The sequence below is a fragment of the Bradyrhizobium sp. S69 genome, from assembly GCF_009766005.1.
Lineage (GTDB): Bacteria > Pseudomonadota > Alphaproteobacteria > Rhizobiales > Xanthobacteraceae > Bradyrhizobium.
The window spans coordinates 554,948-581,093 of sequence record NZ_LMUK01000041.1; the positions used below are offsets into that span (position 1 = coordinate 554,948).

Sequence of the window (26,146 nt, forward strand, 5' to 3'; positions counted from 1 at the left end):
TTGCCGGCTGGGCGATTTTCTCATCCCGCGGATGGCAGGCCGCGCGGCGCGTGCTCGGCCGACGTGATAGGCTCGCGCCAACAGCTCAAGGGGAGGCGCACCGGGTGATTTTAGTCCGCGGAGCAGAGACACATGCGAGGTCGGTCCTGAAGGCCGTGAGCTGGCGGACCCTGGGGACACTGGATACGTTTGCGATCAGCTGGTTCATGACCGGCAGGGTTGAAGTCGCCGGATCGATCGCCGGGCTCGAGATCATCACCAAGATCGCCTGGTACTATCTGCACGAGCGGCTGTGGGCGCTGGTCTCCTGGGGCCGTCGCTGATCGCAAAGGCTGGCGCGTTCGCCCCGCGGTCTGCCGGCGCGGTTTCACAGGCGCGTGAAGACGTGAACCAGCCCCGGCACGCGCATACCCATTTGAGCCCGCCGAGAGTGCAGGGCCGACCCCAGGGTCATCATTTTGAGGGTCGTCATTTTGCCCAGCCGTGAAATTGGAGAATGCTCATGAAGAATTTTATGGTCGTTGCCCTTTTCGCCAGCGCCGCCTTGATCGGGATGACCGGAGCGCGGGCCATGCCAGTTGCGCCGCTCGCGCAGGATCCGAACCCGGCGGTTATCAAGGTTTTCGGCGGCTGCGGTCCTGGCTGGCATCGCGGCCCCTATGGCGGTTGCCGACCGCTGTTCAATTGCCCTCCGGGATGGCACACGGGACCGTACGGACGGCGCTGCTTCCGCAACTGGTAGGTAATCTACCGGACGCGTTGACGTTTCCCTGGCGGCGTCAGTGACAGCCGTGACTGCGGTAACACCCGTGAGGGCCGGCGCCGGCTGGACGCATGCCTACGCACAACACGGACATCGCAACGGCTAGCGCGGCGATAAATTGTCGCATCGGAACGGTCCTTTGATCGGGCTCGCTGTTAAGGAACGGACCAGGTCGTCAACCGGTTTCATTCCACACGTTAAATTGTGGGAATCTCCGATGGTGATAACTTTTCGTTAACCGTGCAGGGTCACCTTCCGGATGACCTTCGGGTCGTCAGTGAGCCACATAGAAGCCGTCGCTGACTCAACCCAGCGGCGGCTTTTTTGCCCGTTTGGGCGATTAACTGCCGCCTTGATTATTGCCAATTGAAACTTGTTTTGGACACCGGTCGTAACTATCTCGAAGGCCAAGCAAGAACGAGAGCGAAGTGCATATCCAAGTGAAGACTCAACTACAGAATCAACTACAGACCGCCGGAAGAGACCTCCCCAGGGCCTTTGTGCCAGCCACAGTCGCGGGCATCATTGCGGCCATCGGAATGGCAGGATTCTTTTTTATCGCGTTCGGCCCGGGTAACAACCTCGAAGGCCACGGCGACGGAATGCGATCGGTCGCGGTCGTCTATAGCGCTGGCGCAACCATCACGCCCACCGCGCCGTCGAGGTAATTTTCCAATCGTCCGCTCTTAGGATTCGGCGGCTTCAGATATCAGAAAAAGTGGATAGCGGAACCACCGGCCATGCCGGCGGATAGGGCTCGCCTTTTTGTCTGGTTATGCCGCCGAACAATGCTATGATGGCTTCGTCGCAAGACGATGGCGCTGAACCTTATAGCGGACTGCGGGCAGACCCGGGGGCAGTACCCGGCGCCTCCACCTTAGAAGCCCGAGCTTGAAGGTCTCATTTCGGTGAGATTGATGTTGCCGCAAGGCAGATTCGAAAGCTTCTAAGGCGGGGGCGAAATAGGATCGATGGTCGCGAAGAAGCTGTGAATTGTGCTCGGCATGATACCGCCGTTATCGGGTCAAAAACCTAAATGCAAACGATAACGTTGCATTGAACGAAGTGCGCCTCGCGGCGTAACCGTTCGGGGTAGGTCCACCTAGCAACAGAACGGCCATTGCCGCGTCGTCCTTCACCGGACGGCGCGGCTTTTATTTGCGGGTTTGATTTTCAACGTGGTCGATTCGTGATCGCGCCCGGTGTTCCCGGTGTTGTTATTTGGAAACAGAACGCACGTAATCATTGAAGAAAATCTCGAACGTCACGCCAAATCTTGCACGCCACAATCGCGCCGCAGGAAAATCCAATTCACAAATCTAGTCTGTGTCACTTCGACGCAAGACAGGGGGGACGCTGGATGCGCCGCGACGATCAACCGATCGAGAATGATCAGGATATCACCGGCTTTACTTTCCATTTTCAAATTTCGAACGGAGGCGTCAGGCAAGCGTGCAGCGTCAAGGTGCAGGCGCCCAGCATGCAGGACGCGACGGCGTTCTTTCGGCAGAACTGGCCAACGATCGAGACGATGGCGCGCGAGGGTCTTGCAGGCGGATCCGACGAGGGCGGCAGGATCAGATTGGTGATGCCGTGATGCCGGCCGCGTCTGAAGCTACGTCGCTTTGGGCGGATTGATCGGGACGTGCCGAGCGGTGCTTACAACGCGCGGAGCGCCATCGGGATAAGTGTTGCTTCGGATCGTCTCAAGGAAAAGGAAAAACTTCTCGGCAAGCATGGAGGTTCTCCCGTCACAAAAATGCCATCCGCAAGCTACGCCGCTTGATTGTGAGGCCTTGTGATCCGGATCACATTTCGAGTGCCGTATTTTGACAGCGTTAAGAAAGAACGACCGCCCGGATTTGGGGTGGTGCGAGCGCTTCGGTGGCCAACCAGCTGAACAGCTTCGCAACCAGTTCGCGGCCCGACCCACACGCCAAGCTGTCTCGCTGCGGCGGGCTGTGTCGAAGACGATGTCTCTAAATTAGTTGAAAGCGAAAGCGACCAGGCCAGAGCAAAGCAGGACAAAACCTGCAACGGTCACAGCGAGGAAGCTTTTCGAAGCGAATTCATCCCGCATGGTACACCACCTGTCATGTGCCCCGGTTCGAAGAGAACGACTGCCCTGTTGCACAGTCAAAGAGTATCCGCCCGGATTCCTGATTTCGCGGCGCGCTGATACTTTGGCGCAACACCACGCGCACAGCGCGGCATGATGCAATCTAAGGCAGTAGTTGCGGGATTGGAGCTAAGCCATTGAAATATATGGCGCTCCCTAGCGGAATCGAACCGCTCTCTCCACCGTGAAAGGGTGGCGTCCTAACCGATAGACGAAGGGAGCGAAACCTGAAGGCCCCGCCACGACCATATGGTCGCGGCATTGCCGTTTCGCCAGTTAAACCAAATACATACCGGCAAATCAACGCGTTGATGTCTGCGCAGGTGCCCGTGCCGCCTCCCATACCCTTGATTCCGGGTCCGAGCGACAGCGGGCGAACGTATAGTGGCGTTTGGGCGGCCGGGCAAGTCACTGGCGGTGGGGTTTTGGCAGCTCATTTTAGACGTCGCCAAGCGTCCGATACCTCCGGGATACCTCGGGGATTCCTGCCCGGAAGCAACGGTTTCTAAAGCCCGGGGGCATTAAGCTGGCGGCCAACAGGAGTAGCCAAAATGGCCGGAGCCACCAAGAAGCGAGAGGTCCGGAGATCGCTGCGCCAATCCGCATGGATCACCCTCGACGGCGGCTTTGCGGTTCGCCCGTGCGTGGTGCAGGACATCTCGACCGCAGGCGCCAAGATCACGATGGACGATCAGAGCGTCTCGTCGGACCGATTGCGGCTGGCGTTTGCGCGCGATGCCCGAACCGGGCGCAACTGCCAGGTGGTCTGGCGCCGCGGCAAATCGCTGGGCGTCAAATTCGTCCGCTAGCGCGGGATGATTTATTTGAGCATGATCTCCGGGCAAACGCTTCGCGTTTGTCCCGAGGGAAAACCGGTACCCACTTTTCCGGATCATGCTGTAGCCAATCGAGGCCGCGCGCGATAAAAAAGCGCGATGCGAAGCATCTTCCTCGTGATCGTCATTGCGATGCTGCCGGCCACGATCGCCGCGGCGGACCCGCCCGGCGCTGTGAAGCTGGAAAAAGCATTGCCCCCGACCAGGCTGCTGCCGGTGAAGGGCGCTAACACCGGCGACAGCTGCGCGGCCTATGGCCCAGGCTTTGCGAAGCTGGCCGGCACCGACACCTGTGTAAAGGTCGGCGGCGCCGTCAGCGTCGAAGTCGGCGGTTCGCGTTGATGGCGTGGGCGGCCGCGATCGCGTCAGGTTCGCGCTGCGGTCATGACATCGGCGGCGCCACGAATTGCTGAAATCCGGGGCGCTCCGAGATCTCCGCGAACCAGCGGTCGAGATGCGCCAGCTTTGGCTTGCTGACACCTTCGAACCCGAGCCAGCGCCTCGCAAAGGCGCCGACCGCAATATCTGCCAAGGTGAAGGTGTCGCCCTCGAAGAAGCGATGGGTTGCCAGCCGCTCGTCGGCGATCAGCCACACCTTGGCCTCGGCATCGACGTCCTTCTGGATCGCCACCATGTCGCGTTGTCCGGCCGACGGACGCACCAGCCCCCAGAACACCGGACGATCGACCGGCTGTAGCGTCGAGAGTGTCCAGTCCAGCCAGCGGTCGACGCCGGCGCGCAGCTTGGGCGCTTGCGGATAAAGCGGCGATTCCGGCCGATAGCCGATCGCCAGATATCGCATCACCGAATTGGATTCCCAGAGCACGTAATCGCCGTCGACCAGCGTCGGCACCCGCGCATTCGGATTCATCGTGAGGTAGTCGGGCTCGGTGTTGCGGCCGAACGCCATGCCGGCGTCGATCCGCTCGTAGGCCAGATCGAGCTCCGCCAGGCACCACAGCACTTTTTGTACGTTGACCGAGTTGGCCCGGCCCCAGATTTTGAGTTGTCTCTTGTTGTCGCCCACGCGTTTTCTCTCCCGCTAATCCGCTTCCCGCGCTTGATAGCGGAAGTCCGGCGAAAAAGCGCGGACCGCGGCGGGATTCGATGCAAGATTTGATCGTTGCCATCAAAAAAATCAGGCCCCGCCAAACCATGACGGAGCCTGAGATTCGAGAACGCCTGATGTCGCAGCGGTCAGTGGCCGAAGAACAACCACAGCAGAATAATCACCGGAATCGGTACGCCGATCAGCCAGAGCAAAATTCCTTTTCCCATGTTCGCCTCCTTGATTTCCTCAGTCGGAGAGAGAACGTGCGGAGGGGAAAAGGGTTCCTGCCAGCTAAGTAGAATGACCTCACCAATGTCCGGTGTTCGGCATCGAGGTCCACGGTTCGGCCGGCGCCTTTGCTTCGCCCTTCTGCAACAGCTCGATCGAATGCAGATCCGGCGAGCGGACGAACGCCATCTGGCCGTCGCGCGGCGGACGGTTGATGGTGACGCCGAGTTTCATCAGGTGATCGCAGGTCGCGTAGATGTCGTCGACCTCGTAGGCGAGGTGGCCGAAATAGCGATCTTCGCCGTATTTTTCCTCGTCCCAGTTATAGGTGAGTTCGACCAGCGGCGCGCCGCGCGTCTTGGGCGTATCTTTCAGGAGATGCTCGTCCTCGGCCGCGCACAAGAACACCAGGGTGAACTTTGCCTTGTCGTTGTCGATGCGCCGGACCTCCTTCAGCCCCAGCGCATCGGAATAGAATTTCAGCGCGGCATCGAGGTTGCGGACGCGCAGCATGGTGTGGAGATAACGCATGTTTCTTGCTCCCTTGAACATTTGCAGATTTGGCGGCGGGTAAATCGGGGCAACCAATAGCAGTAAAACGCGGTGGAGGGCAGGGCGTTGCGTACGGATTGCGCGCGGGCAAATGGTCTCTCACGCAGGTTTGTTTGCGGCTCTTTTCGAAGCGGTCTGCCGGGCACGCCGTTGCGCCGACGGCGACTACAGGGCTTTCTGGCCGGGTTCACGCATTGCGGCTTTGACCTTCGCGGTGGCGCGGGCTAGGTCATCAAGAGATGCGAAATAAAGCCAGGAAACGATGATGTCGGCGGACGAAAAAAAGACTTCTCCAAAGAAAGCACCTGAGAGCAAACCGGCCGAAGCTGCGCCGAAGGCCGAAGCTGCGCCAAAGGCTGAAGCTACGCCAAAGGCTGAAGCTACGCCGAAGGTGGAAAAAGCTGACGCGGCGCCGAAGAAGCAAGGCATGGGCGAGGGACAGAAGCCCGTAACCCAAGCCTACAAGGACAACTGGGACGCGATTTTTGGTAAGAAGAAAAAACGCTAGAGAGGTCAGACGCGCGTTGGTGGCTGCTGCCTCGGCGCCGTCGTTGATCGCGTTCGAGCAAAATCATTCGACCAAGATCGGCGACAATAGTTTTTTAACGCGTTCGCCTGCTCGGAAATATCGCCCCCTGTTCGTTCTTTGGGAACAAAAGGTGGTCTCAGGCCAGGCTGATCGCGCGCGGGCGGTTAGCCGCATCACGGCGGCGTGCGCATCAAAAGTCCCATCGAATCGATCGGGGCCTGTTTGACGCCGTCAAGATTTGCAAGATTTGCAAGATTTGACGGAATCGCCTGACAATGCATCCTTGCGCGGATGTTTTCGCGCGTGCGCCATTATTTCAAAGGTTCTCATCTCGCCCGCATGAGCGACGGGACGTATTGCGTCATCCGTGATCTCGGTCTGGTCAAGGGCGGGAAGGGGATGCGGCACCACGAGGTGCTCGTGACGTTCGGTGTCAGGATCTTCCTGAAACGTATTCGCCGGCGCGGTTTGCCGTCGCTTCAATTTTTCACGCAGCGCACCGGCTCGTCGGATTCCAGGCAAATCGCAGACGCCGGCGCCATGAAAATGAATGAACTGCCCGCAACGGAATCTTAATCCGCTGTCTTGCGAATAATCCCGTCCCCTGTTCGTTCCGTGAGAACAAAAAGAGTCTCGGTTTCCTGCCGATATTTCGCATGCGAAGTCGTTATGCTGTCGATCAGCTGTGACAGCCGTTCGGCCAGTATGAAGCGAGGCCGAGAAAGCCGACGAAAGCAGAAACGTTGATGAGCGCTTCGATCCATTGCATGGACCGTCAAAGCGCCGCGCTGACATTGGTTCCGGCAAAGCTAGTTGTAATGACAGGGTCGCCATTTCACGTCGGCGTGAATCGCGCGGACGTGCGTGGCGTCGATTGCCGGGTGGAGTAGGCTTCGCGGTGTGGACGTGGAGCACAGCCATGAATCTAGAACTGGTCCAGACCATGCGCGCCGCGCTCGAAGCCGTGATGGCGCGGGTTCCCGCCGAGCAGTCGGTGTTCGGGCTCAAGGCCGCGATGGCCGAGGTCATTCTGAAAGCCGCCGCGCACGGCCACACGTCGTTTGACGGCCTGGTGGCTTCCGCCTCGAGCCAGCTTCAGTCGGTTATATCGATGCTGACCTGAGCCGGAGCGATCTATAGCGTTTTCGAGCCAACGGGTCGCGCGAATGCGCGCCCGATGACAGGCTCCGTGGATGCCGGTTCGCGTCAAGAAAACGCGTCAAACAGAAATCTAGAGCCCCGTTCCGATTCAATCGCAACGGAAGAGGCTCTAGGCGCTGTTGCTGGAGCTGGACTCGCCGCGGCTGACCACGCCGTAATTGCTGGATTTCTGGCCATCACCATCCGTCCCGACGACGGTAAGGCCGAGGCGCAACAGCTCACGGACCGCTGCCGCGCGCGTCGGCATGCGGTGCTTGAACCTGAAATCGTCGAGCACTGACAGCTCGTCCGGGGAAAGCATGATCTGCAGTCGTTCGTCACGCATGTCGGTCATGGGCGGCCCCAAATTAGGCAATTGAGTAAGTACCTAACTCCGCTAAGTCGGCCTCGGTTCCCTGGCCTACCCAAAACACTCCAAATGAGTAAAATAGACTAATAAAATCAATAAGTTATAGGTTTAAAGTTGGCGTCGAAAGGGGTATGATTGACACCAGCGAAGGAGAGATCCGATGACCAAAGAAACCCAGCGACCGTCAAAAGACCAGAAGCCGCCGACGCGCCCGAGCCATGACCGGGTGGTCGAAAACCTCGATAAATGGGCCAACAGCCCAGGCCTTCAGCCCCCGAAGTAGCTGTGGACGATCCAGACGCTATGTAGCGGCCGGGGATCGGATAGCGCCTCGGTCCAGTTTCTCGTGGCGCGAAAGCGGAGCGGCCAGGAGCGCCCGGTGAACCGCCCCGGCGGTGGAAGGCGCCACAAAGAGGCGCTAGAAGAAACGACCGGAGCGGGCCCGATCGGGACTTCCTGAAGATGATTTTTCGGACATGAACCGTATTGTGGCTTTTGGCCTTGTCGGCCCGGTAATTGTCGCGCTGCTCGGCGCTTTCCTGTACGTGCCCGCGATCGCCTATCTCAACGGCCAGGTTTCCATCGGCGCCGACACCTATCAAGTCGCCTTTGTGCTGTTCCTCATCATGGGGCTGGTGCCGGAATGGCTGAACTTCATCGTGGTTGCCTTGGGCTGGACCCAGTTCCGCTCATCCATCGGCACCGGGCTTTTTGGCGGGGCCGCGATGGCCTACCTGCCGCAGCTCGCCGGTCTTCCACATGAGAACCCGATCGTTTGCGCGCTGATGGGGATCGTCGCGAGTTCGGCATGCTGGTGGCTCTCGACGCGGAACCGGACGAACAGCGTCATCGGGCAGGCCTAAGTTCGGACGCCGCGGAAGCGACTGTCACGAAATTCCCGAATCAAAAACCCCGCCAACACAATTGGCGGGGTTTTGTTGAGGGCGGGCGCCTGGAAGCACGCGCGCGCCTTAAGACCAGAAGGCCTTGCCGTCGGATCCGTTGCGGGCTTTTTCGAGCGTCGTCACGAAATATTCCTCGCGTTCCCGTTCGAATTTTTCCTGGGTGGCTTTGAAGCTTGCGACGCGCGCCGCAATTTCTTCCCGCGCACGCGCGAGGCGGTCACTTTTTTCGGTCATTGCCCATCCATTTTGAGTCGTATTTTTGAGTCGTGTTTTTGAATCGCGTCCCACGTCTATTGGGGATCTCAATTGGGGCACGAATGCGGACGCAGCGTTGCCGGATTGTGATTGTCTGCGCATGGCTGCCTCAGCGGTGGATAAGACCACAACATGCTTGTGGCCTTCACGTCCTCCCGGTAGCCAGAACAAAACGGGGAGAGCAGCATGGCAAAGATCGATCTGGATTCACTGAGCATCGAAGAACTCGCGAGCTTGCGCGATCAGGCCACCGAAAAGCTGGCGGAAAAGGTCGCCGCGCGGCAGTCCGAACTCGAGGCGGAACTGGAGCGGCTTTCGCAGTACGGCAAGCCGGCGCGAAAATCCCAAGGAAAATCTGAAGGGAAACCTGAAGCAAAATCTGACGGAAAATTTGAAGCAAAGTCTGAAGCAAAGTCCGAGACAGCATCAGACGCCTCGGCTGCGGCCCCGAAGGCCAAGAAGAACGACGAGAAAAAGAGCGACGAGGTCAAGGAACCGGCCGCCAAGGCGGCGTGATGACGGCGCCGCGTCGCGGCGCAGCCATCTAATCGACGTCGAAGTGATAATCTGATTGGCCGTGCTATAGTGCGCGCGGTCAACTTTCGGATCATCAGCCGTGATTGCATCGGATCTTCGCAGCGGTGTGGAACAACTTGGCGACATGATCGCCGAGGCTTCCACCATCGTCCCTTTTACGGGCGCCGGTATCTCCACCGAATGCGGCATTCCCGACTTCCGTTCGCCCGGCGGATTGTGGACCCGCAATCGTCCGATCCCATTTGATGAATTCGTCGCCAGTTCCGATGCCCGGGATGAGGCGTGGCGGCGGCGTTTTGCGATGGAGCCGACTTTCGCTGCGGCACGGCCGGGACGCGGCCACCGTGCACTCGCCGCGCTCTATAAGGCCGGCAAGGTTCCAGCGATCATCACCCAAAACATTGACAATCTGCATCAGATGTCAGGTTTCGCGGCGGATCACGTCGTGGAACTTCACGGCAACACCACGTATGCCCGCTGCATCGGTTGTGGGCAGGCTTACGATCTGCCGTGGGTCAAGCAGCGCTTCGATACAATGGGTGGGGCGCCGGACTGCACCGTCTGCGACGAGCCGATCAAGGCCGCCACGGTCTCCTTTGGTCAAGCGATGCCGGAAGATGAGATGCGTCGCGCCACGGAACTCGCGCAAGGTTGCGACTTGTTCATCGCGATCGGATCGTCGCTGGTGGTGTGGCCGGCAGCGGGCTTTCCACTGATGGCGAAAAACAATGGCGCCAGACTGGTCATCGTCAACAATGAGCCCACCGAACAGGACGACATTGCCGATCTGGTCATCCGTCATGACATCGGCGAGACGCTCGGGCCATTTGTCGGCAACTGATGCCCAATTGATTCGCTGGCGCGCAAGCTGTTCATAGCTTTGGGAGCGTTCGTTTTTTAGCTATGCGTGGCAGGCGGGAGTGTTATCTTTTGATTCGAGAGATTCGCGTGGCCTTATCTTGAATTGTCAGAGATGAGCGCGTGTGCAGACACCGTCGCGGCGACGGCGGGTCGTGGATAATGTGTGGGGTCCGGGGTCATGGGGTCGGACGGATTTGAGTCCAAGAAGCTGGGAGGATCGTCACCGGGTGTGACAGGATCCGGCCAGCTTGGACAAAGCAGGCTTAGTTCGGAGAGACTAGCTCCGGGTGATTTTTCGGGCGATCGCGATCCAGCGATGGAAGCGCTATCGGGCCTTGGCGACAGCGCCGCCAACCTCGTTGAAATCAGCGGTGTCATCAAATGGTTCGATGCCTCAAAGGGCTACGGCTTCATCATTCCAGACAATGGCTGGCCGGATGTGCTGCTGCACGTCACGGTGCTGCGGCGTGACGGCTACCAGACCGCGTACGAAGGCGCGCGGCTGGTCTGCGAGTGCGTCCAGCGGCAGAAGGGCTATCAGGCCTTTCGCATCCTCTCGATGGACGAGTCGACCGCGATCCACCCGGCTCAAATGCTGCCGCCGCGGACCCATGTCAGCGTCACCCCGACCAGCGGTCTGGAACGGGCGCAGGTCAAATGGTTCAATCGGCTGCGCGGCTTCGGCTTCCTGACCTGCGGCGAGGGCACGCCGGATATCTTTGTCCATATGGAAACCCTGCGCCGCTTCGGAATGACCGAGCTGCGTCCGGGCCAGTATGTGCTGGTGCGGTTCGGGCCCGGTTCCAAGGGCATGATGGCGGCTGAAATCCAGCCGGAGGCCGGTTCGCCGGGCCTGTCGTCGCATTAGAGCGTTTTCGAGCCAACGGGTCGCGCGAATGCGCGCCCGATGACAGGCTCCGTGGGCACCGGTTCGCGTGAAGAAAACGCGTTAAAACAAAAAACTAGAGCAAGCCCGCACGCCCACTTCCCGATCACCACTCCGTTACGACCGGAAGCGCTCGACCGATCGCCGCCAAAATGATCTCGCGGCGGTCTCGGCCGTCTGGTATTTGCCATGATCGGCGGGCTAGGGTTCCGCCGAAAAGGCCGGGTCCGGCGAAATCTCACGGTTGGGTAAAGTGGTGTCCATGAATTTAAATGACGGTACTGGTCGGGCTCGCCCGCGAACCCGTGTGTGGGCTTGGTTGTGGATCGCGGCTTCGGTCGCCATATCAGGCGCGTTAACGGGCTCTGAGGTGCGGGCTGCGAGCATCCAGTCGCTCGAGATCGTCACCAAGTCCGGCGTGCACGTCTTCTCCATCGAGATGGCGACCACCGAAGAGGAAAAGACCACCGGCCTGATGTACCGCAAGGAACTGGCGGACGGGAAGGGAATGCTGTTCGACTTCTCGCCGCCGCAGGAAGTCTCGATGTGGATGAAAAATACCTACATCTCGCTCGACATGATCTTCATCCGCGCCGATGGCCGGATCCTGCGCATTGCCCAAAACACCGAGACGCTGTCGACCAAGATCATCCCGTCGGGAGGGTTGGCGAAGGGCGTACTAGAGGTGATCGCCGGCACGGCGCAGAAATACGGCATCCAGCCCGGGGATCGCGTGGCGCATCCGCTGTTTAATGGCCATTAAGGCGGCGAGCGCCTTCTTGCTGGCCCTGCCTTAAGCGTGTATCGAGGTCGTTTCCCAGCTGATCGGGGTATAGCGCAGCCTGGTAGCGCGGCAGTTTTGGGTACTGCAGGTCCAAGGTTCGAATCCTTGTGCCCCGACCAACTAACCCGTGATGTTGCTCAGTCGGATACTGACCATTTGAGAGCGATTCTGACCTCTGGTTCTACCCTCGTTCCAGGCAGCGGCTTCGCATGTTGTCGGGGCTGTTCATTGTCGCGGAAACGGAAGTGCACGGCATGGCAATAGCTCAAAGAGGGCGTATGTCCGATAGATGGCAGGTTGACAATCGGCTCGCGTCCCCGCGGATCGGCCGGCGGTTTATCCCATGGCTTGCGGCGTTTGTTTTGCTCGTGGGTGCTGGTGGCCTGATGCTGTGGGCGACCGGCAGCAATAGCGCCGCCGCGGTATCGCCGAGCGTGACCGCCCTCGTACAAACTTCGAACGAACTCGTCGAAAAGACCGGCGCTCTGGAGACGACGGAGCAGCAGACCATCGACCAACTTCAAGTGGTGCAAGACCAGCTCGCGGCCCAGCAGGCAGAGACGAAAAAACTGACCGGCGAGATCGAGGCGTTGCATGCAAAGCTCGATGCGCTCGCATCGTCGGCTTCCGAGACGACGGCCCCGTCGGCCGGAGCGGCGGTTCCGTCACCGAAGATGGCCCGCAAGGGGCGCAACTGAGTTGTTGTGGATCGTGCGACCTGCGATGAAATCCGTCTTGCTGCTTTGGCTTTGGCTCGCAATCACCTTCTGCGCCTTTTGCGGTTCGGTAACCGCGCAGCCGGCGGCCCCGCCGGCCGACATGATCTCGAACTTTCGCGTGCAGCATGGGGAAGGGCGGGTGACCCTGGATGCCACACTCGACCGCATCGCGCGGGAGCAGGCCGTCGCGATGGCTGAAAAGGACGTGCTCGACCACAGTGTGCTTGGGCAGTTTTCGGCACGGATCGCGCCGTCAGGATCCAGGCGGGCGGCGGAGAATATCGCGTATGGCTATGACAGCTTCCCGAAAACGCTCAACCAATGGATCGAGTCGCCGGAGCATCGGAAAAATCTCTTGCTGCCTAATGCGTCGCGGGTCGGGATAGCCAGCGCGAAGAGCAAGACGACGGGCCGGACCTATTGGTCGATGGAAATCGCCGCCGACTATGAACGCCCTGAACCGCGCGGCGCGAAGCGATCGGTGGGCACCAAGAAGCCCAAAGCGGGTTCAACGCCGAGCGCACGAGACAGCACGCCGCAAGACTGCCGACTGAAGATTTTGAGCCTCTGCCTATAGGCCTCTGCCTTTAAGACGTTCCGGGTTTAGCGCCCCGGATCCGGCGTTCGCGGCTATTTCTTCTTGCCGGTGTTGGAGGTCGGCTGCCACCCGCCGCTCTTCTGGCTGGGCGCCGCGGCTATCGTCTTGATCTTCTCTTTCTTCGGCTTCTTGGTTTCCCGGTTGCTCTTTTGCTCGCCCTTGGACATGTCGATCTCGCTTGCGATTGGAGGACTCAACGCTTGCACAGCGTGCGCCCTTTTTCGCTGAAAAGCCATGTGCGTGAACGACGGTTGTGCTGATTTGGGCACTGTCGGCGGAGAAGCGCTCGGCCAGGGCTGTTTTTGTTGCTCTCGTTCACCGCTTGAGGAACAATGGCTCACAGGATAAAGCTGTGGTGCTCCGCTCGGGGTGGGGCGCATAGAGCGATGATCGGTCGAACACGGGGACTAGCGATGCAAATCAGGGTTTTGGCTGCGGCGGCACTCATGCTGTCGGTTTCAGCGCCGTCATTTGCCGCCGATGCCGACGTGCCGGTCCGGCATCACCGGTACCACCATTCCGTCGACGACATCTACCTGCATAATTACGGTCCGCCCGACTTCTATCCCGGCACCACGGTTCCGCCCGACCGCGTGGTCTACCCGGTGAACGGCGCTCCCTACGGAATCTACGACGGGTTCGATCGGCTGTGCGGACAGTCGTCGGCCAACTACCGGGGCCAGGACGGCCGGCGCCATCCCTGCTTTTAGGCTCAATATCTGACAACAGGCGTTATCGAGCAGGCTCGATAACGTTGCAGTTGGTGCGGCCCGACATCAGGCAATCCTGCATCTTGCTGGCCGCGGTCAATTCGTGGGCCAGCCAGAGGCCGACCACCAGCAAGACCACCGCGATGGCCAATCCTGCGATCGCGGGGGTCCGGCTTCCGCCGCCGTCTTGTTCAGGCTCGTTCATGGCGCACCGTTTTTAGCCTTCGTCCCGCATGCCGCGCCCCAGCGCAAATTGCCCGACCGGCCCCTCGACGTGGAATTCGATCCCGGTCATCTTGGCGAACAGATCGATATTGTTGCTGCCGATCGCGCATCCCCCCAGTCCGCTGTCGGTCGCCATCAAATAGAGCGTCTGGAGCAATACGCCGACGTCCTTCAAAATCAGCGAGTAGGCGATCGAGCTGTATTTCCACGAAATACGGTCAAACCGCGCCGCCATCGTGATCAGGATCTGGGGCAGGCCGGGCGCGTCCATGGCGAATTCGGCTGAGTTCAGCTGTACCTCGATGTCCTGCGGACGCGCATCGATCGGCACCAGCGCGTGCAGGTCGGCGTCGTAATGATAGAAGCCGCGCTTGAGGCCGGCGCAATTGTTCACGGTGAGATAGAGTTCGAGCTCGTAGCTGCTGCCGGCGGCGGGATAGGGCCGGCTGGTATAGTCGATGACCGGACCCTCATCGGCCTGGTCAATCGTGCTTTGCCATTTCGACCGGATCCGCACGGTGCTGTCGAGAAACTGCGAAAGCTCGGCGAGCGTGATCGGGTTGCTATCGTCGAAGCCGCGCGTCGAATGACGCTCATGCATCAACCTCGTGAACGGTGAGACGGCGTCCGCAGGTGCCGTCGGGGACGGGGCGTGCTGCTCGGGCAGCTTGATCTTCTGCCCCGGCCAGCGTGACCGCACCGCGGCCGGCGGCGGCATCTCGCCGGCATAGGGATAAAGCCCGCCCAGCGGATTGGCCTGCCGTCCCTCGGTCGAGTGCGTATGGAACAGAAGGTCGTGGAAGTCCCACAGCACCAGATTATCGTCGCCCTCGTCGGCGCGCAGGCCGTCGCCGCCGCCGGCATCGATCTTGAAAAGCATATTGCAATCCAGCAGGAGCGCGAAAAGCTCGACACCCGGAAAGCCGTCCTGTCGCCGCAGCCTGTTGATGGTTTGCGGCGTCGCGAGCAACGCAAGGGCGGCGGCAACTTTCGGATCGCGAATTCGAAACAACGCGCCGGCGCGCGGCGATTCCAGGATCATCTCATTGCCGCGCCTTCGCATATAGGCGAAGCGCGACAGCACGATCCGCTCGGCGCCGCCGAGATCAGGCGTTTGCGGCCAATAATCAGCCATCTGCGGCTCGATGACGACCTGGTCATTGTCGGCGTGGCCAAGGCGGTATTCCAGCAGGCCGCTGCGGGCCAGGCGCCGCACCAGCACGTCGATTTCCTTGTCGACGGGGGTGCGACCGGCCGCGAACGACTTGAGCGGCAGGCCGGTGCTCAGCGCCTGGGCGCGCAAGGCGGCTGCGCCACTGTACTTGCCGAGTTCGGCCGAATAGCCGTCGAAGCTCGCAAAGACGCTGCCGTCCGGGCGGGTATTGAGCGTGATGTGCGCGCTGGCGACGGCGGAAATGACCGGCGGCGCGACCCGCCGCGGCGGCTTTTTTGCGGGAGCGCGCACGCAGGACAGCCCTTCAGCTATGGGGAAGAAATGGCGTCAGGTCGCTCTCCGGGATCGGCTGATCGCGCAATCCGAGTTTCACCGGCACATCGTACAGCCGGCCCGGGGCAAAGCGGCGATAAAAATGCCGCAACCCCGGAACGATCACCCGGACGACGGGGACTTCGACGTCAGGCCGGGTCTGATTGAGGACCAGGAAATCGAGGCCCGCGCGTCTGGCGATATCGACGCAGGCCATCACCTGATCGCGGGTGTTGTCGAGCCGGCCAAAATCAAGACCCGACGGCAGCGTCGGATTTTGTGCCGGCGTCAGGAACGGGTAATTCTCAAGATGCAGCGGCGTCTCGCCATCGAGGCTCGGCTTCTCGCCGGTTCCGCCCTCCATGAAACCGATCGACAGGAACTGGTTCAATTCCGTCAGCGTGCGCAGCAACGCGATACGCTTGTCGAAATGTGCGCCGGAGCCGAACTCGATATTTTCCTGTCCGTTTTGCATCCAGTGCAGGATCGCGACATAGGTCGGCACGCCGAGATCGCTGGTGACGTCGAGCACCCACAATTTACGACCGGTGTCGGCCAACTGATTCTTCAGATCCTGCACATAGGAATCGTTGAACTGGCTGAGGTCGACTTCGGTCCGTTGCGATTGGTTGTACCACCAGATCGCGTAGGCATCGCGTTCCACCAGCTCGAGGAAGCCTTGAACGATGGCTTCCTCGACCGTGTTGCCGGCCGCGCAGCCGTTGGAATCCGCCTGGAAAGCGGCCGGGCCGCTATAGAAAAAATACAACAGGCTGGTTGGCAGATATTTGAAGCAATTGTCGCGCAGCGACCACACCGGCGACCATTCGATTTTGGCCGATGGGTCGAACGCTTCAGGGGCGGCCTGTGTCTCGCCGTGATCATGCGCATGATCGTCGGCGTGCGCTTGTGCCTCGCTGAACAGCAGCACGTCGTTGGGCAAGATCGCTTCGCCCGGTGCAAAATCGATATAGCGCCGCGTCGTCCGGATTTCGTCGCCTTGAAAGATCCCGGAATAGCGCTCGATCGATTCCATCAACGCGCTGGCTTCGGCCTGCTCGGCGGTGCTGCCCTTGCCGAAGCTGCCGCCGGTCAATCCGGCGCGGAGCTGATCGACGTCCTGCGCCGGCGCGGAGAAATTATGCTTGGCATGGAAGTTGGTGTTCATCGGCAGGTCGGCTTCGATTCGCTCGAGCTTGGTCACGACACCGGTCAGCGGGCTCACATGCTTGCGATGTCGCGCCACGGTGGTGCGCGCCGATACCGAGCGGTATCCGCCGCTGGTCATCACCAGCTTGGCGCCGCCGGTGATCTCGATCGGCGTCGGCGCCCGGCGCGGGTCCCGCAATTTCTTCGCGCCGCACGTCGGACATTGCGGGCGGGTCGCCACGTAATGTTTCACCAGGCTCGCGCCCAACAAATCGTGGCTGATGATGTGATCGTTCAACTCGGTGCGAAAGCCGGTGGCGATCGCCTTGGCGACTTCCAGCGCCGCGAATTGAATGCCGCTCTGCCCGAGGCTGTTGCGGCTGAGCGATGAGACGGCAACCGGGCGCGCCGGCCCGCGATCGAGAAATCCCTTGATCTCCCGGTTCCGGATCATGCGATCGAACAGGCATGTCCAGCACGCGCCGTCACCCGGTGTGAACACGGGACCGACCAGCGGAAAGGCGCCGGAGGGTTGCACCAATAGCCAGCGCGCGCGGTCCGAGACCCGCTGCTGGTTCAATTCGGCCAGTTGCCGGTCGAGATAGTCGTTGACCAGCGTGACGGTCAGGTCGGGGGAACGGCTGACGATGTGGACGCCGAGTTCGGTCAGGGCGGCGCTGAATTCAGCCGCGCCCTTGACGTCGATCGCTTCAACGCGCACGCGACAATTTTCGAGATTTTGCGCCGCGACTCCGGGCGGCAAACCGAGGCTCGCCCAGTAGCCGTCCACCGGCGCGGAAGATGAGGAAGCCGGCACGATGTAGCCGCGTTCCATCAGCCGCTTCAGCGCCTGCTCGATTTGATCCGGCGGAAAGCTCTTCGACAATTGATCCGCGATCTGCGGAAAACTCTTGCCGCCTTTGCCGATGGCTGTGGCGAGCGCGCAATACACCTCGCCATGCAGGAAGAATTTCCGGTCCTCGGAATAGAGGCAGATCGTATTGGGCGGCAGCACGTAGACGGTGAAATTCGGGGCAAACTGCGGAACGTTCTGGAGCGCCTGATGTCTGGACGCCGGGCGAGGTTTGCGTCCGCTTCGCTTCGGCGTTGCCGAACTTTTTTTGCGCGCGCTGGATTTCTTCTGACCAGTCCGGGCGAGTGCTTTTTTAGCCAAGATCAAAAATCCATTCGCTCGTTAGACGCGTGCCGACGCAGTGAAATAGCCGCAACGCAATCAACACATCACACTAAAGACATCAGACTAAAGACATCACGATCAACTCATGGATTGGCCGGGTCGACGAAGTCGAGCCCGGCCAGTAACTTCGTTTATCGGTGTGGTCGGAACGTAGTCCGCCTTAGCAAAGGCGGCAAGCGCCCCAGGAAGCGCAGCAACCGCCGCCGCCGCAACCACCACCACAGCCACGGCAACCGCGGCAGCCGCGGCAACCACGACAGCCTCTGCAACCGCCGCAACCGCGCCAGGCAACCTGAACGCCAGCCTTGGCCGATGCGGTGTTTTCCTTGTCGAACACGTAGAACGTCGCCAGGCTGACGTCGGCGATTTCTTCCTCACCGAGTGTTACCTGATGACCAAGTCCAACGGTGGGCGACTGCACCACATCCGAGGTCGGCACGGCCGCTGCCGATGCGCCGCCGATCATTGAGAAAGTCAACCCGGCGGCCCCCAGCACCGGTACGGATTTCATCACACGTTTCTTCGTCGAAGTTTGTTTCACCCGTGACATAGTCGAAACCTCCATACCTTGAAAAAGTAGTTTGACTCCAGCAATCAGATTGTACGCCGTGCAAATCTACCACGCAAGACGGTCGCACACCGGCGTCGGAATATTGGTATGTGCAGCAAGGGTTTCGGTTCATCTTGATGAACGATATTGGCGCGATTTATTCACGCGATATTCATGATCGATGCCCGCAAGGCCAGGCCCGGCGTTGGCGCGTCATGACCGCTTTCCCGTCGATGCTTCGACCCGTGAAGTCGGGCGAAACCAGCGATTGCCAATTCATCCGCCATTGCTGTTTATAGGCGAGAACGGAGACTGGACGTGGTCGATCACAAAGGACGTTTCGCCTGGTACGAGTTGATCACGACCGACGTGGCGTCAGCCCAGGCCTTCTATGGCAAAGTCGTGGGCTGGGGCGTGCAGGACGGGTCGACGCCCAATCTCGCTTACACATTGTTTACCTCTGGGAGGACGGCGGTCAGCGGCCTCATGGGCCTGCCGGAGGAGGCGCGGCGCATGGGCGCGACAGCGCGGTGGATGGGATATGTCAGCGTCGATGACGCGGAAGTCGCTGTCGGTCGGCTGAAGCGCCTTGGCGGGGCCGTCTACGTCCCCCCGACGGACAGCAACATCGGGCGCATCTCGGTTGTCGCCGATCCGCAAACGGCAACGTTGGCGTTGATCGAGGGATTGCCGAGCGGTCAACACAAGCCTCCCGAATCCCATAAGCCCGGACGGGTGGGCTGGCATGAATTGCTCACGGCAGATTGGCAAAAAGCGTTTCCTTTTTACAGCGAACTTGTCGGTTGGCGGAAGGCGGAGACCGAAACCGGCGCAGAGATCACCTATCAATTGTTTTCCGCCGGAGAGGAGACGCTCGGCGGAATGTTCAACAAGCGTCCGATGGACCCGGTTCCATTCTGGCTATTTTATTTCAACATCGGCGACATCGACGCGGCAGCGGAACGCGTGGAGGCCGCCGGCGGCCAGGTGTTGGAGGGCCCGCTTGAACTGCCGGGCGGCAGCTGGGTCGTGCGATGCCGCGATCCCCAAGGGGCCGCGTTTGCACTGCAAGGTAAGCGAAGCCAGCAGGGCATTGCGCAAGCCCCGGCATCGGAAGTCGGCTGGTCGACCTCGTGGGGCGGGATTTCGTCCCGGGGGCGATTGGTGGTCACCAAGCCGCGCGGCAAGGCGCCCGTTCCGGATTCCGAAAGCTAACCGGCAGGACTTGATCGGCCGGGCTCGATCAACCAGCCTTGGCTGCGGCCGCCGCGGGTTTGGGCAGCGGCTTGTCCTGCCGTTTCGACCACGAGATGTAATAGGCGACGATGGTCATGATCGCGATCCCGGTGACGCTGACGAAAATCTGCGCCAACAGCGAGCCCGAACTCATCATCAGTTCGAAATGTCCGACAAAGGAGAGGAACACGCCGACGCAGAACACCGCGAGCGATTGCTGGCCGCAGACGATGACGGGATCGAACCCCTTCCATTCCAGCCCCTTCCAATCCTTCGGCACGAAGCGGATGACCATGATCACGATCACCACAAAATGGATGAAGCGATAGGGCGCCAGATTGGTCTTGTCGTTCGGATTGAAGGTGTCAAAGAGCCAGTGCGGGAACATCGCCCCGAAGTCGGGGAATTTGCCCGCCATCGTCATGACGAGAGCAAAGATCAGATAGGCGATCGAAAAATAAAGCGTGATCGGCGCGTTGATGACCGCCATGTTTTTTCGCGCGCCGCCCAGCGCACACCACGAGCCGAACACGAAAAGCACCTGCCAGCAATACGGATTGAAGTACCAGGTGCCGGCCGGGTAGGCCGTGAAATTCCAGCCGAACTGCCGGGCCGAAAGCCACAGCGCGATGGACGCCAGCATGGTCCAATTGGGCTTGCGCAGCATGAACCAGAGCACCGGCGGAAATAATCCCATCAGCACGATGTAAAGCGGCAGCACGTCGAGGTTGACCGGCTTGAACTTCAGCAGCAAGCCCTGGCGCAGTGTTTCAACCGCGCTGTCGACCAGGCCCGCCACATTGAACTCGTTGATGATCTCGGGGTCGCTGTAACGCTGCGCGACATAGCCGATCGAAACGATATAGATTACGAACAGGATGATGTGAGCGACATAGAGCTGCCAGACCCGTTTGGTCAGACGGGTGGCGCCGACGATGAAGCCGCGTTCGAGCATCATCCGGGCATAGACAAAGGAGGCGGTATAGCCGGAGATAAAAACGAACAGGTCCGCCGCGTCGCTGAAGCCGTAATTTCGCGTGGTGATCCAATTCACGACGTTGTCGGGAATATGATCCAGGAAAATCGCCCAATTCGCGACCCCGCGAAACAGGTCGAGCCGCAGATCGCGTCCTTTTTCCGGAAGGGATGCTTCGATTTTCATGGGTGCCGTTTCGACGTGATGCCTTCGGGAAGATCGAGCGCGTGGGGCAGGGGTCCGGGTGGACCAATAGCCAAGTTGTCACAGTGCGGCATAAAGATTATAGGAAAATGTAACATCAAAGGCCGGGAATCATCGACCGAATACCCCAAAAAATCTATACCATCCCCGCCGTTGGCGCCACGCGTTACCATGCTGCATTTTCACGGGATTTGACACCTCATGACCGCACGGATCTTTAAGCCCGCCAAAAACGCGATGCAATCCGGCAAGGCCCAGACCCAGGAATGGCAGCTGGCCTATGAACCGGAGCAGCCGCGCGCGATCGAGCCGTTGATGGGCTGGACCTCTTCCGGAGATATGAAGCAGCAGCTCACCATTCGCTTCCAGACCAAGGAGGAGGCGGTGGCTTATTGCGAGCGCGAGGGCATTGCGTACCAGGTCATCGAGCCAAAGGCGCCAGCCCACCGCCAGATCGCCTACTCCGACAATTTTGCCTTCCGGCGCGGCGAACCCTGGACCCATTAGGGGTCGAAAATACCTAAGAATCATTCCGGATGCCGTCGGCGGTGAGCCCGGGCCCGTATCGGCCCGTCGTGTTGGCCGGTCAGGGATCGAAACTTCCGGGTTGCCTAAGGCTGGGCCGCAATGACACCATGGCGGGCGTGGGCCCAATGTCGAATTGCGGCGCAGCATAAATAGACCAAGAACTGAGCCGAAAAATTGAGCTGAAAAACTCGCCTCAAGAAACCATCCAGGAACCGCCCGAGAGACCGCCCGAGGCCCATGCCGCTTCATTCCAGTATCGATCCGACTTCGCCCGATTTTGTCCGCAACGCGGACGCCATGCGCGTGCTGGTCAGGGAACTCCGCGGCAAGCTCGATCAGGTTGCCGGCGGCGGCGGCGAGGCGTCGCGGGCCAGGCATACCTCGCGCGGCAAAATGCTGGCGCGGCAGCGCGTCGACCTGCTGATCGATCCGGGAACCGCGTTTCTTGAATTGTCGCCGCTGGCCGCCAACGGCCTCTATGGCGGCGACGTCCATTCGGCGAGCGTCATCACCGGGGTCGGGCGGATCTCGGGGCGCGAATGCGTGATCGTCGCCAACGATGCCACCATCAAGGGCGGCACCTACTACCCGATGACGGTGAAGAAGCATCTTCGCGCCCAGGACATCGCCCGGCAGAACAATCTGCCTTGCGTCTACATGGTCGATTCCGGCGGCGCGTTCCTGCCGCAGCAGGACGAGATTTTCCCGGACGAACGGCATTTCGGCCGCATCTTCTACAACCAGGCGCAGATGTCGGCCGCCGGCATCCCGCAGATCGCGATCGTGATGGGCTCCTGCACCGCCGGCGGGGCCTATGTCCCGGCGATGTCGGATGAGAGCATCATCGTGCGCAATCAGGGCACGATCTTTCTCGGCGGGCCGCCGCTGGTGAAGGCTGCGACCGGCGAGGTCGTCACCGCCGAGGAGCTTGGCGGCGCCGACGTCCACTCCCGGCAGTCCGGCGTCACCGATCACTATGCGCAGAATGACGCTCACGCGATCGGCATTGCGCGGCGCATCGTGGCAACGTTGAAGCCGCCACACCCCACCGCCTTGAACATGCGCCCGCCGCGCGAACCGCTGTTCGCGCCCGAGGAAATCTACGGCGTGGTCTCCGCCGACGGGCGCAAGCCGTTCGACGTCCACGACATCATCGCGCGGCTGGTCGACGGTTCGGAGTTCGACGAGTTCAAGAAATTATACGGCCAGACCCTGATCTGCGGCTTCGCCCATATCTGGGGCTATCCGGTCGGCATCATCGCAAACAACGGCATCCTGTTTTCCGAAAGCTCGCTGAAGGGCGCGCATTTCATCGAGCTGTGCTGTCAGCGCAATATTCCGCTGGTGTTTCTGCAGAACATCACGGGATTCATGGTCGGCAAGAAATACGAGGCCGGCGGCATCGCCCGCGACGGCGCCAAGCTGGTGACGGCGGTGGCCACCGCGAGCATGCCGAAATTCACCGTCGTGATCGGCGGCTCCTACGGCGCGGGCAATTACGGCATGTGCGGCCGCGCCTACAGTCCCAGATTTCTCTGGATGTGGCCGAACGCCCGGATTTCGGTGATGGGCGGCGAGCAGGCGGCGATGGTGCTGAGCCAGTTGCGGCGCGACAATATCGAGGCCAAGGGCGGCAGTTGGTCGGTCGAGGAGGAGAACGAGTTTCGGGCGCCGACGCGCGCGCAATTCGAAGCCCAGGGCAATCCGTATTATGCCACCGCCCGGCTCTGGGACGACGGTGTGATCGATCCCGCCGACACGCGGCTGGTGCTGGGGCTCGGGCTGTCGGCTTCGGCCAACGCGCCGATCGAGCCCACCCATTTCGGCCTGTTCAGGATGTGATGATGGATCGCTCCAGGCCGTACCGGCGCTTTCAAACCCTCCTGATTGCCAACCGCGGCGAGATCGCCTGCCGGGTGATCCGCACCGCGCGAGCGATGGGCTTGCGGACGGTTGCTGTCTATTCCGAAGCCGACCGCGGCGCGATGCATGTCGCCGAGGCCGATGAAGCCGTCCTGCTGGGGCCGGCACGGGCCCGCGACAGCTATCTTAATATCGAGCGGGTGCTCGAAGCCGCCCGCAGCAGCGGGGCGGAAGCCGTGCACCCCGGCTATGGATTCCTGTCGGAGAACGCCGAATTTGCGCAAGCCTGCGCCGATGCCGGGCTGGTGTTCGTCGGTCCCACCGCCGCGATGATGATCGCGATGGGCTCCAAATCCGGCTCCAAGACCCTGATGGAGAAGGCCGGCGTACCGCTGGTACGCGGCTATCACGGCGAAGCCCAGGACGAGGCGACCCTGGCGAAGGCCGCCGGCGACATCGGCTTTCCGGTTCTGGTCAAGGCATCGGCCGGCGGCGGCGGTCGCGGCATGCGGATCGTGCGTTCGGCGGCCGAGCTCGCGCCGGCCATCGTCAGCGCCAAGCGCGAGGCCAAGGCGGCGTTCGGCGACGATCGCATGCTGATCGAGCAATTCGTCCAGAATCCGCGGCACATCGAAGTGCAGGTGATCGGCGACAGCCATGGCAATCTGTTGTCGCTGTTCGAGCGCGAATGCACGTTGCAGCGCCGGCATCAGAAGGTGATCGAGGAAGCCCCGTCGCCGACGCTCGATGCGGGGCAGCGCGAGGCGGTCTGCGCCGCCGCGCGCAAGGCGGCCGCAGCGGTCAATTATGTCGGCGCCGGCACCATCGAATTCGTCTCCGACGGCAAGGATGTGTTCTTCATCGAAATGAACACAAGGTTGCAGGTCGAGCATCCCGTGACCGAGATGATCACGGGCATCAATCTGGTGGAATGGCAATTGCGGGTGGCGTTCGGCGAGAAACTGCCGCTGACGCAAGCCGAGATCGGCTTCAATGGCCACGCCATCGAGGCGCGGGTATATGCGGAAAATCCGAACAAGAATTTCATGCCCTCGGTCGGCCGCATCAGGACCTGGCACGTGCCGCCGGCGGTCGATGGCCTGCGCATCGATGCCGGCTATCGCGAAGGCGATGTCGTCTCGCCGCATTACGACGCCATGCTGGCCAAGGTGATCGCCTGGGCGCCGACACGTCAGGCCGCGATCGACAGGCTCAATCGGGGCTTGCAAGAGACCGATATCCGCGGCGTCGTGACCAACATCCCGTTTTTGTCGGCGCTGGTGACGCACCAGGATGTGCGGGCCAACGCCATCGACACCGGCTTCATCGAGCGCGAGTTGCAGAACCTGACGGCGACTTCGAAAGCGCCTGACGATCTCGAGCTTTGCGCGGCGGTTGCCGCCATTCTGGCGCAAGAACAGGGCGCCGCCCGCGTTGAAGCGCATTCGCCGTGGCAGAGTTTCGGCTGGATGCCGGTCGGCCGCCGCCAGCGCAGCTTCGTGTTCCGTCAGGGGCAGGGCGGCGAACACCAGGTAACGCTGCACTATGGCAACGGCCCCTCGACCGTCACCGTTGGCGAACGCGAGCTTGCCCTGGCCTATTCGGTGAACAATGCCGGTGAAATAGATCTGACGCTCAACGGCCTGACATCGCGGATCGTATCCGTCATCGAAGGCCATGAGCTTTATTTGCGCACGCGCAACGGCCGTTTTGATCTGCATTGGGTCGATGCGTTCGGCGGCGACGACGAGGAGCAGGTCAGCGAAGACAAAATCGCAGCGCCGCTGCCGGGTACCGTGGTGGCGCTATTGGCCGAAGAGGGTGCTGTACTGGAAAAGGGCGCGCCGATCCTGACGCTCGAAGTGATGAAGATGGAGCAGACCTTGCGCGCGCCGTTCGGCGGCGTGCTGAAGAAGATCAAATGCAAGGTCGGCGATATCGTGCAGGAAGGCGTCGAACTCGCCGAAATGGAGCCGGCGGCGAGTAGCGAGTAGGATAGCCCGAAGGATGGGTTGAGCCCTTCGCGAAACCCATCACTGCACCGCGATTTATCTTCGACCGTAATGCGAGGACGCGACGATGTGGCGGAGCGCATCATCGGGCCGGCGGGGCTGGCGCCAGCCTCTCGCCGATCGTGCATCTCCATGATGGGTATCGCTTCGCTCCACCCATCCTACGGGCTGACAAGGTGGCGCTTCTGATTTTCAGAAATTGTCCTTGACTCTTGACCCAAATCAGTTGCGTATTCCTCGCCATCCCGTCCCGAGAGAGGGGGCGTTGGCCATCGTCACTGACGTTGGGGCGGGGAGCGGTGGACGCTGATGCGCTTTTGACGAACGGCGCGTGAGGCGTACGGCAAAGTCGTGTGGTCCTGACGCCCCAGTGGCTGGTGTCAAGTTCTTGAGGAGCTCACGCTTCTTGGGGGCGACGGTGACAAGCAAGCCTGGTCTCACCGGGGAGAGCACGAAATAAGCTGTAAAACCATTGCGCAGGGAAGGCCGGACTGCTTCCGCTGAACCTGTATGCTCGTGTGCGCTTTTTGCTGTGTGCATTTTGGCACGCGAGATCGCGGGTGCAGCGCGCACCCGGTCTTCCCTGCGCCCTCTCTTGAGGGTCGCACTGCGCCCTCTGTTTTTGAGGGCGAACGCCGTGCAAGACTCGGACAGATGATGTCGCGAGATCGCGGAGTTGTGTGAAACACGATCACATTACGTCGTCCCGGCGAAGGCCGGGACCCATAACCCCTGGCGTGGATTGTGAAGGAAAGCATCCGCCACACTGCCAAAACGAGAACACACGGCGTGATGGTGTGGACGGCCCCCTACGGCATCAGTTGTGCCAGAATGAGGTTGTTGAGATCTCAGACAAGGGAGCCGTCCGTGAGCCAG

At 60.8% G+C, this 26,146-nt stretch carries 32 protein-coding genes, 2 tRNA genes and 1 other RNA gene; 23 read left to right on the forward strand and 12 right to left on the reverse strand.

All coding sequences use genetic code 11. From position 1 onward, the window contains the following. The first annotated feature begins 155 nt into the window (after nt 1–155). Nucleotides 156–323 (forward strand): DUF2061 domain-containing protein, encoded by a 168-nt coding sequence (locus tag GSQ88_RS20080; protein ID WP_246784884.1) that lies wholly within the window; start codon nt 156–158, stop codon nt 321–323. A 44-nt stretch (nt 324–367) separates the two neighbouring features. Here the strand turns inward: GSQ88_RS20080 and GSQ88_RS20085 are convergent, their stop codons facing one another. Then, complete coding sequence (locus GSQ88_RS20085) at nt 368–649, reverse strand: hypothetical protein (protein ID WP_159009445.1); 282 nt, start codon at nt 647–649, stop codon at nt 368–370. Between GSQ88_RS20085 and GSQ88_RS36210 the strand changes: the two genes are divergently transcribed. The 3 genes from GSQ88_RS36210 to GSQ88_RS20095 all read left to right on the forward strand — a co-directional run bounded on the left by GSQ88_RS36210 (nt 572) and on the right by GSQ88_RS20095 (nt 2,360). Beyond that, entirely contained in the window at nt 572–742 is a 171-nt protein-coding gene (locus GSQ88_RS36210) for a GCG_CRPN prefix-to-repeats domain-containing protein (RefSeq protein WP_502706751.1), read from the forward strand. The genes GSQ88_RS20085 and GSQ88_RS36210 overlap by 78 nt on opposite strands. 787 nt (nt 743–1,529) lie before the next feature. Then, nucleotides 1,530–1,885: a transfer-messenger RNA gene (ssrA, locus tag GSQ88_RS20090) on the forward strand. Between the two features lie 238 nt (nt 1,886–2,123). Beyond that, nucleotides 2,124–2,360: a hypothetical protein gene (locus GSQ88_RS20095; RefSeq protein WP_159009446.1), complete on the forward strand. Its 237-nt coding sequence runs from the start codon at nt 2,124–2,126 to the stop codon at nt 2,358–2,360. Nucleotides 2,361–3,029: 669 nt separating this feature from the next. Here GSQ88_RS20095 and GSQ88_RS20100 read toward each other — a convergent pair. After that, nucleotides 3,030–3,104 (reverse strand) — tRNA-Glu (locus tag GSQ88_RS20100). 329 nt (nt 3,105–3,433) lie between these two features. Between GSQ88_RS20100 and GSQ88_RS20105 the strand changes: the two genes are divergently transcribed. Both GSQ88_RS20105 and GSQ88_RS20110 read left to right on the forward strand, forming a co-directional pair. Further along, nucleotides 3,434–3,691 carry a PilZ domain-containing protein gene (locus GSQ88_RS20105; RefSeq protein ID WP_159009447.1) on the forward strand — a complete coding sequence of 86 codons (258 nt, stop codon included), beginning with the start codon at nt 3,434–3,436 and terminating at the stop codon, nt 3,689–3,691. Nucleotides 3,692–3,817: 126 nt separating this feature from the next. Next, entirely contained in the window at nt 3,818–4,060 is a 243-nt protein-coding gene (locus GSQ88_RS20110) for a porin (RefSeq protein ID WP_159009448.1), read from the forward strand. Between the two features lie 40 nt (nt 4,061–4,100). Here the strand turns inward: GSQ88_RS20110 and GSQ88_RS20115 are convergent, their stop codons facing one another. Then, entirely contained in the window at nt 4,101–4,745 is a 645-nt protein-coding gene (locus GSQ88_RS20115; protein ID WP_159009449.1) for a glutathione S-transferase family protein, read from the reverse strand. A gap of 330 nt (nt 4,746–5,075) precedes the next feature. Then, entirely contained in the window at nt 5,076–5,528 is a 453-nt protein-coding gene (locus GSQ88_RS20120; RefSeq protein WP_159009450.1) for a VOC family protein, read from the reverse strand. A gap of 286 nt (nt 5,529–5,814) precedes the next feature. On the opposite strand from GSQ88_RS20120, the gene GSQ88_RS20125 reads away from it, so the two are divergent. The 3 genes from GSQ88_RS20125 (at nt 5,815) to GSQ88_RS20135 (ending at nt 7,201) form a co-directional block, all read left to right on the forward strand. Further along, nucleotides 5,815–6,057 (forward strand): hypothetical protein, encoded by a 243-nt coding sequence (locus GSQ88_RS20125; RefSeq protein WP_159009451.1) that lies wholly within the window; start codon nt 5,815–5,817, stop codon nt 6,055–6,057. A gap of 360 nt (nt 6,058–6,417) precedes the next feature. Then, on the forward strand, nt 6,418–6,654 hold the full coding sequence (locus GSQ88_RS20130; RefSeq protein WP_502706752.1) for a hypothetical protein: 237 nt from the start codon (nt 6,418–6,420) through the stop codon (nt 6,652–6,654). 343 nt (nt 6,655–6,997) lie between these two features. Beyond that, complete coding sequence (locus GSQ88_RS20135; protein WP_159009453.1) at nt 6,998–7,201, forward strand: hypothetical protein; 204 nt, start codon at nt 6,998–7,000, stop codon at nt 7,199–7,201. Nucleotides 7,202–7,348: 147 nt separating this feature from the next. Here GSQ88_RS20135 and GSQ88_RS20140 read toward each other — a convergent pair whose 3' ends face one another. Next, entirely contained in the window at nt 7,349–7,573 is a 225-nt protein-coding gene (locus tag GSQ88_RS20140) for a hypothetical protein (protein WP_159009454.1), read from the reverse strand. 175 nt (nt 7,574–7,748) lie between these two features. Here GSQ88_RS20140 and GSQ88_RS36000 point away from each other — a divergent pair, with 175 nt between their 5' ends. Then, a complete protein-coding gene (locus tag GSQ88_RS36000) occupies nt 7,749–7,871 on the forward strand; it encodes a hypothetical protein (RefSeq protein ID WP_283810696.1) in 123 nt (40 codons plus the stop codon). A 193-nt stretch (nt 7,872–8,064) separates the two neighbouring features. Then, nucleotides 8,065–8,451 carry a hypothetical protein gene (locus tag GSQ88_RS20145; RefSeq protein ID WP_159009455.1) on the forward strand — a complete coding sequence of 129 codons (387 nt, stop codon included), beginning with the start codon at nt 8,065–8,067 and terminating at the stop codon, nt 8,449–8,451. Between the two features lie 108 nt (nt 8,452–8,559). Here the strand turns inward: GSQ88_RS20145 and GSQ88_RS20150 are convergent, their stop codons facing one another. After that, a complete protein-coding gene (locus GSQ88_RS20150; RefSeq protein ID WP_159009456.1) occupies nt 8,560–8,850 on the reverse strand; it encodes a hypothetical protein in 291 nt (96 codons plus the stop codon). 84 nt (nt 8,851–8,934) lie between these two features. On the opposite strand from GSQ88_RS20150, the gene GSQ88_RS20155 reads away from it, so the two are divergent. The 7 genes from GSQ88_RS20155 to GSQ88_RS20185 all read left to right on the forward strand — a co-directional run bounded on the left by GSQ88_RS20155 (nt 8,935) and on the right by GSQ88_RS20185 (nt 13,112). Then, nucleotides 8,935–9,264, forward strand: coding sequence for a hypothetical protein (locus tag GSQ88_RS20155; RefSeq protein WP_159009457.1), 330 nt, complete (start codon nt 8,935–8,937; stop codon nt 9,262–9,264). Between the two features lie 100 nt (nt 9,265–9,364). Beyond that, nucleotides 9,365–10,126, forward strand: a complete 762-nt coding sequence (locus GSQ88_RS20160) for an SIR2 family NAD-dependent protein deacylase (RefSeq protein WP_174248063.1) — start codon at nt 9,365–9,367, stop codon at nt 10,124–10,126. 198 nt (nt 10,127–10,324) lie between these two features. Continuing rightward, complete coding sequence (locus GSQ88_RS20165; protein WP_174248064.1) at nt 10,325–11,014, forward strand: cold-shock protein; 690 nt, start codon at nt 10,325–10,327, stop codon at nt 11,012–11,014. Nucleotides 11,015–11,294: 280 nt separating this feature from the next. Next, nucleotides 11,295–11,795 carry a DUF192 domain-containing protein gene (locus GSQ88_RS20170; RefSeq protein ID WP_159009459.1) on the forward strand — a complete coding sequence of 167 codons (501 nt, stop codon included), beginning with the start codon at nt 11,295–11,297 and terminating at the stop codon, nt 11,793–11,795. A gap of 63 nt (nt 11,796–11,858) precedes the next feature. After that, a tRNA-Pro gene (locus tag GSQ88_RS20175) sits at nt 11,859–11,935 on the forward strand. Nucleotides 11,936–12,025: 90 nt separating this feature from the next. Next, on the forward strand, nt 12,026–12,514 hold the full coding sequence (locus GSQ88_RS20180; protein WP_159009460.1) for a hypothetical protein: 489 nt from the start codon (nt 12,026–12,028) through the stop codon (nt 12,512–12,514). Nucleotides 12,515–12,539: 25 nt separating this feature from the next. Beyond that, nucleotides 12,540–13,112, forward strand: coding sequence for a CAP domain-containing protein (locus GSQ88_RS20185; protein ID WP_159009461.1), 573 nt, complete (start codon nt 12,540–12,542; stop codon nt 13,110–13,112). A gap of 53 nt (nt 13,113–13,165) precedes the next feature. Here GSQ88_RS20185 and GSQ88_RS36005 read toward each other — a convergent pair whose 3' ends face one another. Next, complete coding sequence (locus tag GSQ88_RS36005) at nt 13,166–13,300, reverse strand: hypothetical protein (RefSeq protein ID WP_283810697.1); 135 nt, start codon at nt 13,298–13,300, stop codon at nt 13,166–13,168. 246 nt (nt 13,301–13,546) lie between these two features. Here GSQ88_RS36005 and GSQ88_RS20190 point away from each other — a divergent pair, with 246 nt between their 5' ends. Continuing rightward, nucleotides 13,547–13,843 carry a hypothetical protein gene (locus GSQ88_RS20190; RefSeq protein WP_159009462.1) on the forward strand — a complete coding sequence of 99 codons (297 nt, stop codon included), beginning with the start codon at nt 13,547–13,549 and terminating at the stop codon, nt 13,841–13,843. Nucleotides 13,844–13,865: 22 nt separating this feature from the next. On the opposite strand, the gene GSQ88_RS20195 is transcribed toward GSQ88_RS20190, so the two are convergent. The 4 genes from GSQ88_RS20195 to GSQ88_RS20210 all read right to left on the reverse strand — a co-directional run bounded on the left by GSQ88_RS20195 (nt 13,866) and on the right by GSQ88_RS20210 (nt 18,451). Beyond that, nucleotides 13,866–14,048: a hypothetical protein gene (locus tag GSQ88_RS20195; RefSeq protein WP_159009463.1), complete on the reverse strand. Its 183-nt coding sequence runs from the start codon at nt 14,046–14,048 to the stop codon at nt 13,866–13,868. A gap of 12 nt (nt 14,049–14,060) precedes the next feature. Then, on the reverse strand, nt 14,061–15,533 hold the full coding sequence (locus tag GSQ88_RS20200) for a SagB/ThcOx family dehydrogenase (protein WP_159009464.1): 1,473 nt from the start codon (nt 15,531–15,533) through the stop codon (nt 14,061–14,063). A 13-nt stretch (nt 15,534–15,546) separates the two neighbouring features. After that, nucleotides 15,547–17,877: a TOMM precursor leader peptide-binding protein gene (locus tag GSQ88_RS20205; RefSeq protein WP_159009465.1), complete on the reverse strand. Its 2,331-nt coding sequence runs from the start codon at nt 17,875–17,877 to the stop codon at nt 15,547–15,549. A 184-nt stretch (nt 17,878–18,061) separates the two neighbouring features. After that, nucleotides 18,062–18,451, reverse strand: a complete 390-nt coding sequence (locus GSQ88_RS20210) for a hypothetical protein (protein ID WP_210253856.1) — start codon at nt 18,449–18,451, stop codon at nt 18,062–18,064. Nucleotides 18,452–18,769: 318 nt separating this feature from the next. Here GSQ88_RS20210 and GSQ88_RS20215 point away from each other — a divergent pair, with 318 nt between their 5' ends. Then, nucleotides 18,770–19,666 (forward strand): VOC family protein, encoded by an 897-nt coding sequence (locus GSQ88_RS20215; protein ID WP_159009467.1) that lies wholly within the window; start codon nt 18,770–18,772, stop codon nt 19,664–19,666. Between the two features lie 28 nt (nt 19,667–19,694). Here the strand turns inward: GSQ88_RS20215 and GSQ88_RS20220 are convergent, their stop codons facing one another. Next, nucleotides 19,695–20,849 (reverse strand): OpgC domain-containing protein, encoded by a 1,155-nt coding sequence (locus GSQ88_RS20220; protein WP_159009468.1) that lies wholly within the window; start codon nt 20,847–20,849, stop codon nt 19,695–19,697. A gap of 219 nt (nt 20,850–21,068) precedes the next feature. Here GSQ88_RS20220 and GSQ88_RS20225 point away from each other — a divergent pair, with 219 nt between their 5' ends. The 3 genes from GSQ88_RS20225 (at nt 21,069) to GSQ88_RS20235 (ending at nt 25,252) form a co-directional block, all read left to right on the forward strand. After that, complete coding sequence (locus GSQ88_RS20225; RefSeq protein ID WP_159009469.1) at nt 21,069–21,374, forward strand: ETC complex I subunit; 306 nt, start codon at nt 21,069–21,071, stop codon at nt 21,372–21,374. Nucleotides 21,375–21,632: 258 nt separating this feature from the next. Beyond that, complete coding sequence (locus GSQ88_RS20230) at nt 21,633–23,237, forward strand: carboxyl transferase domain-containing protein (RefSeq protein WP_159009470.1); 1,605 nt, start codon at nt 21,633–21,635, stop codon at nt 23,235–23,237. A 2-nt stretch (nt 23,238–23,239) separates the two neighbouring features. Beyond that, on the forward strand, nt 23,240–25,252 hold the full coding sequence (locus GSQ88_RS20235; protein ID WP_159009471.1) for an acetyl/propionyl/methylcrotonyl-CoA carboxylase subunit alpha: 2,013 nt from the start codon (nt 23,240–23,242) through the stop codon (nt 25,250–25,252). Nucleotides 25,253–26,146 lie beyond the last annotated feature (894 nt).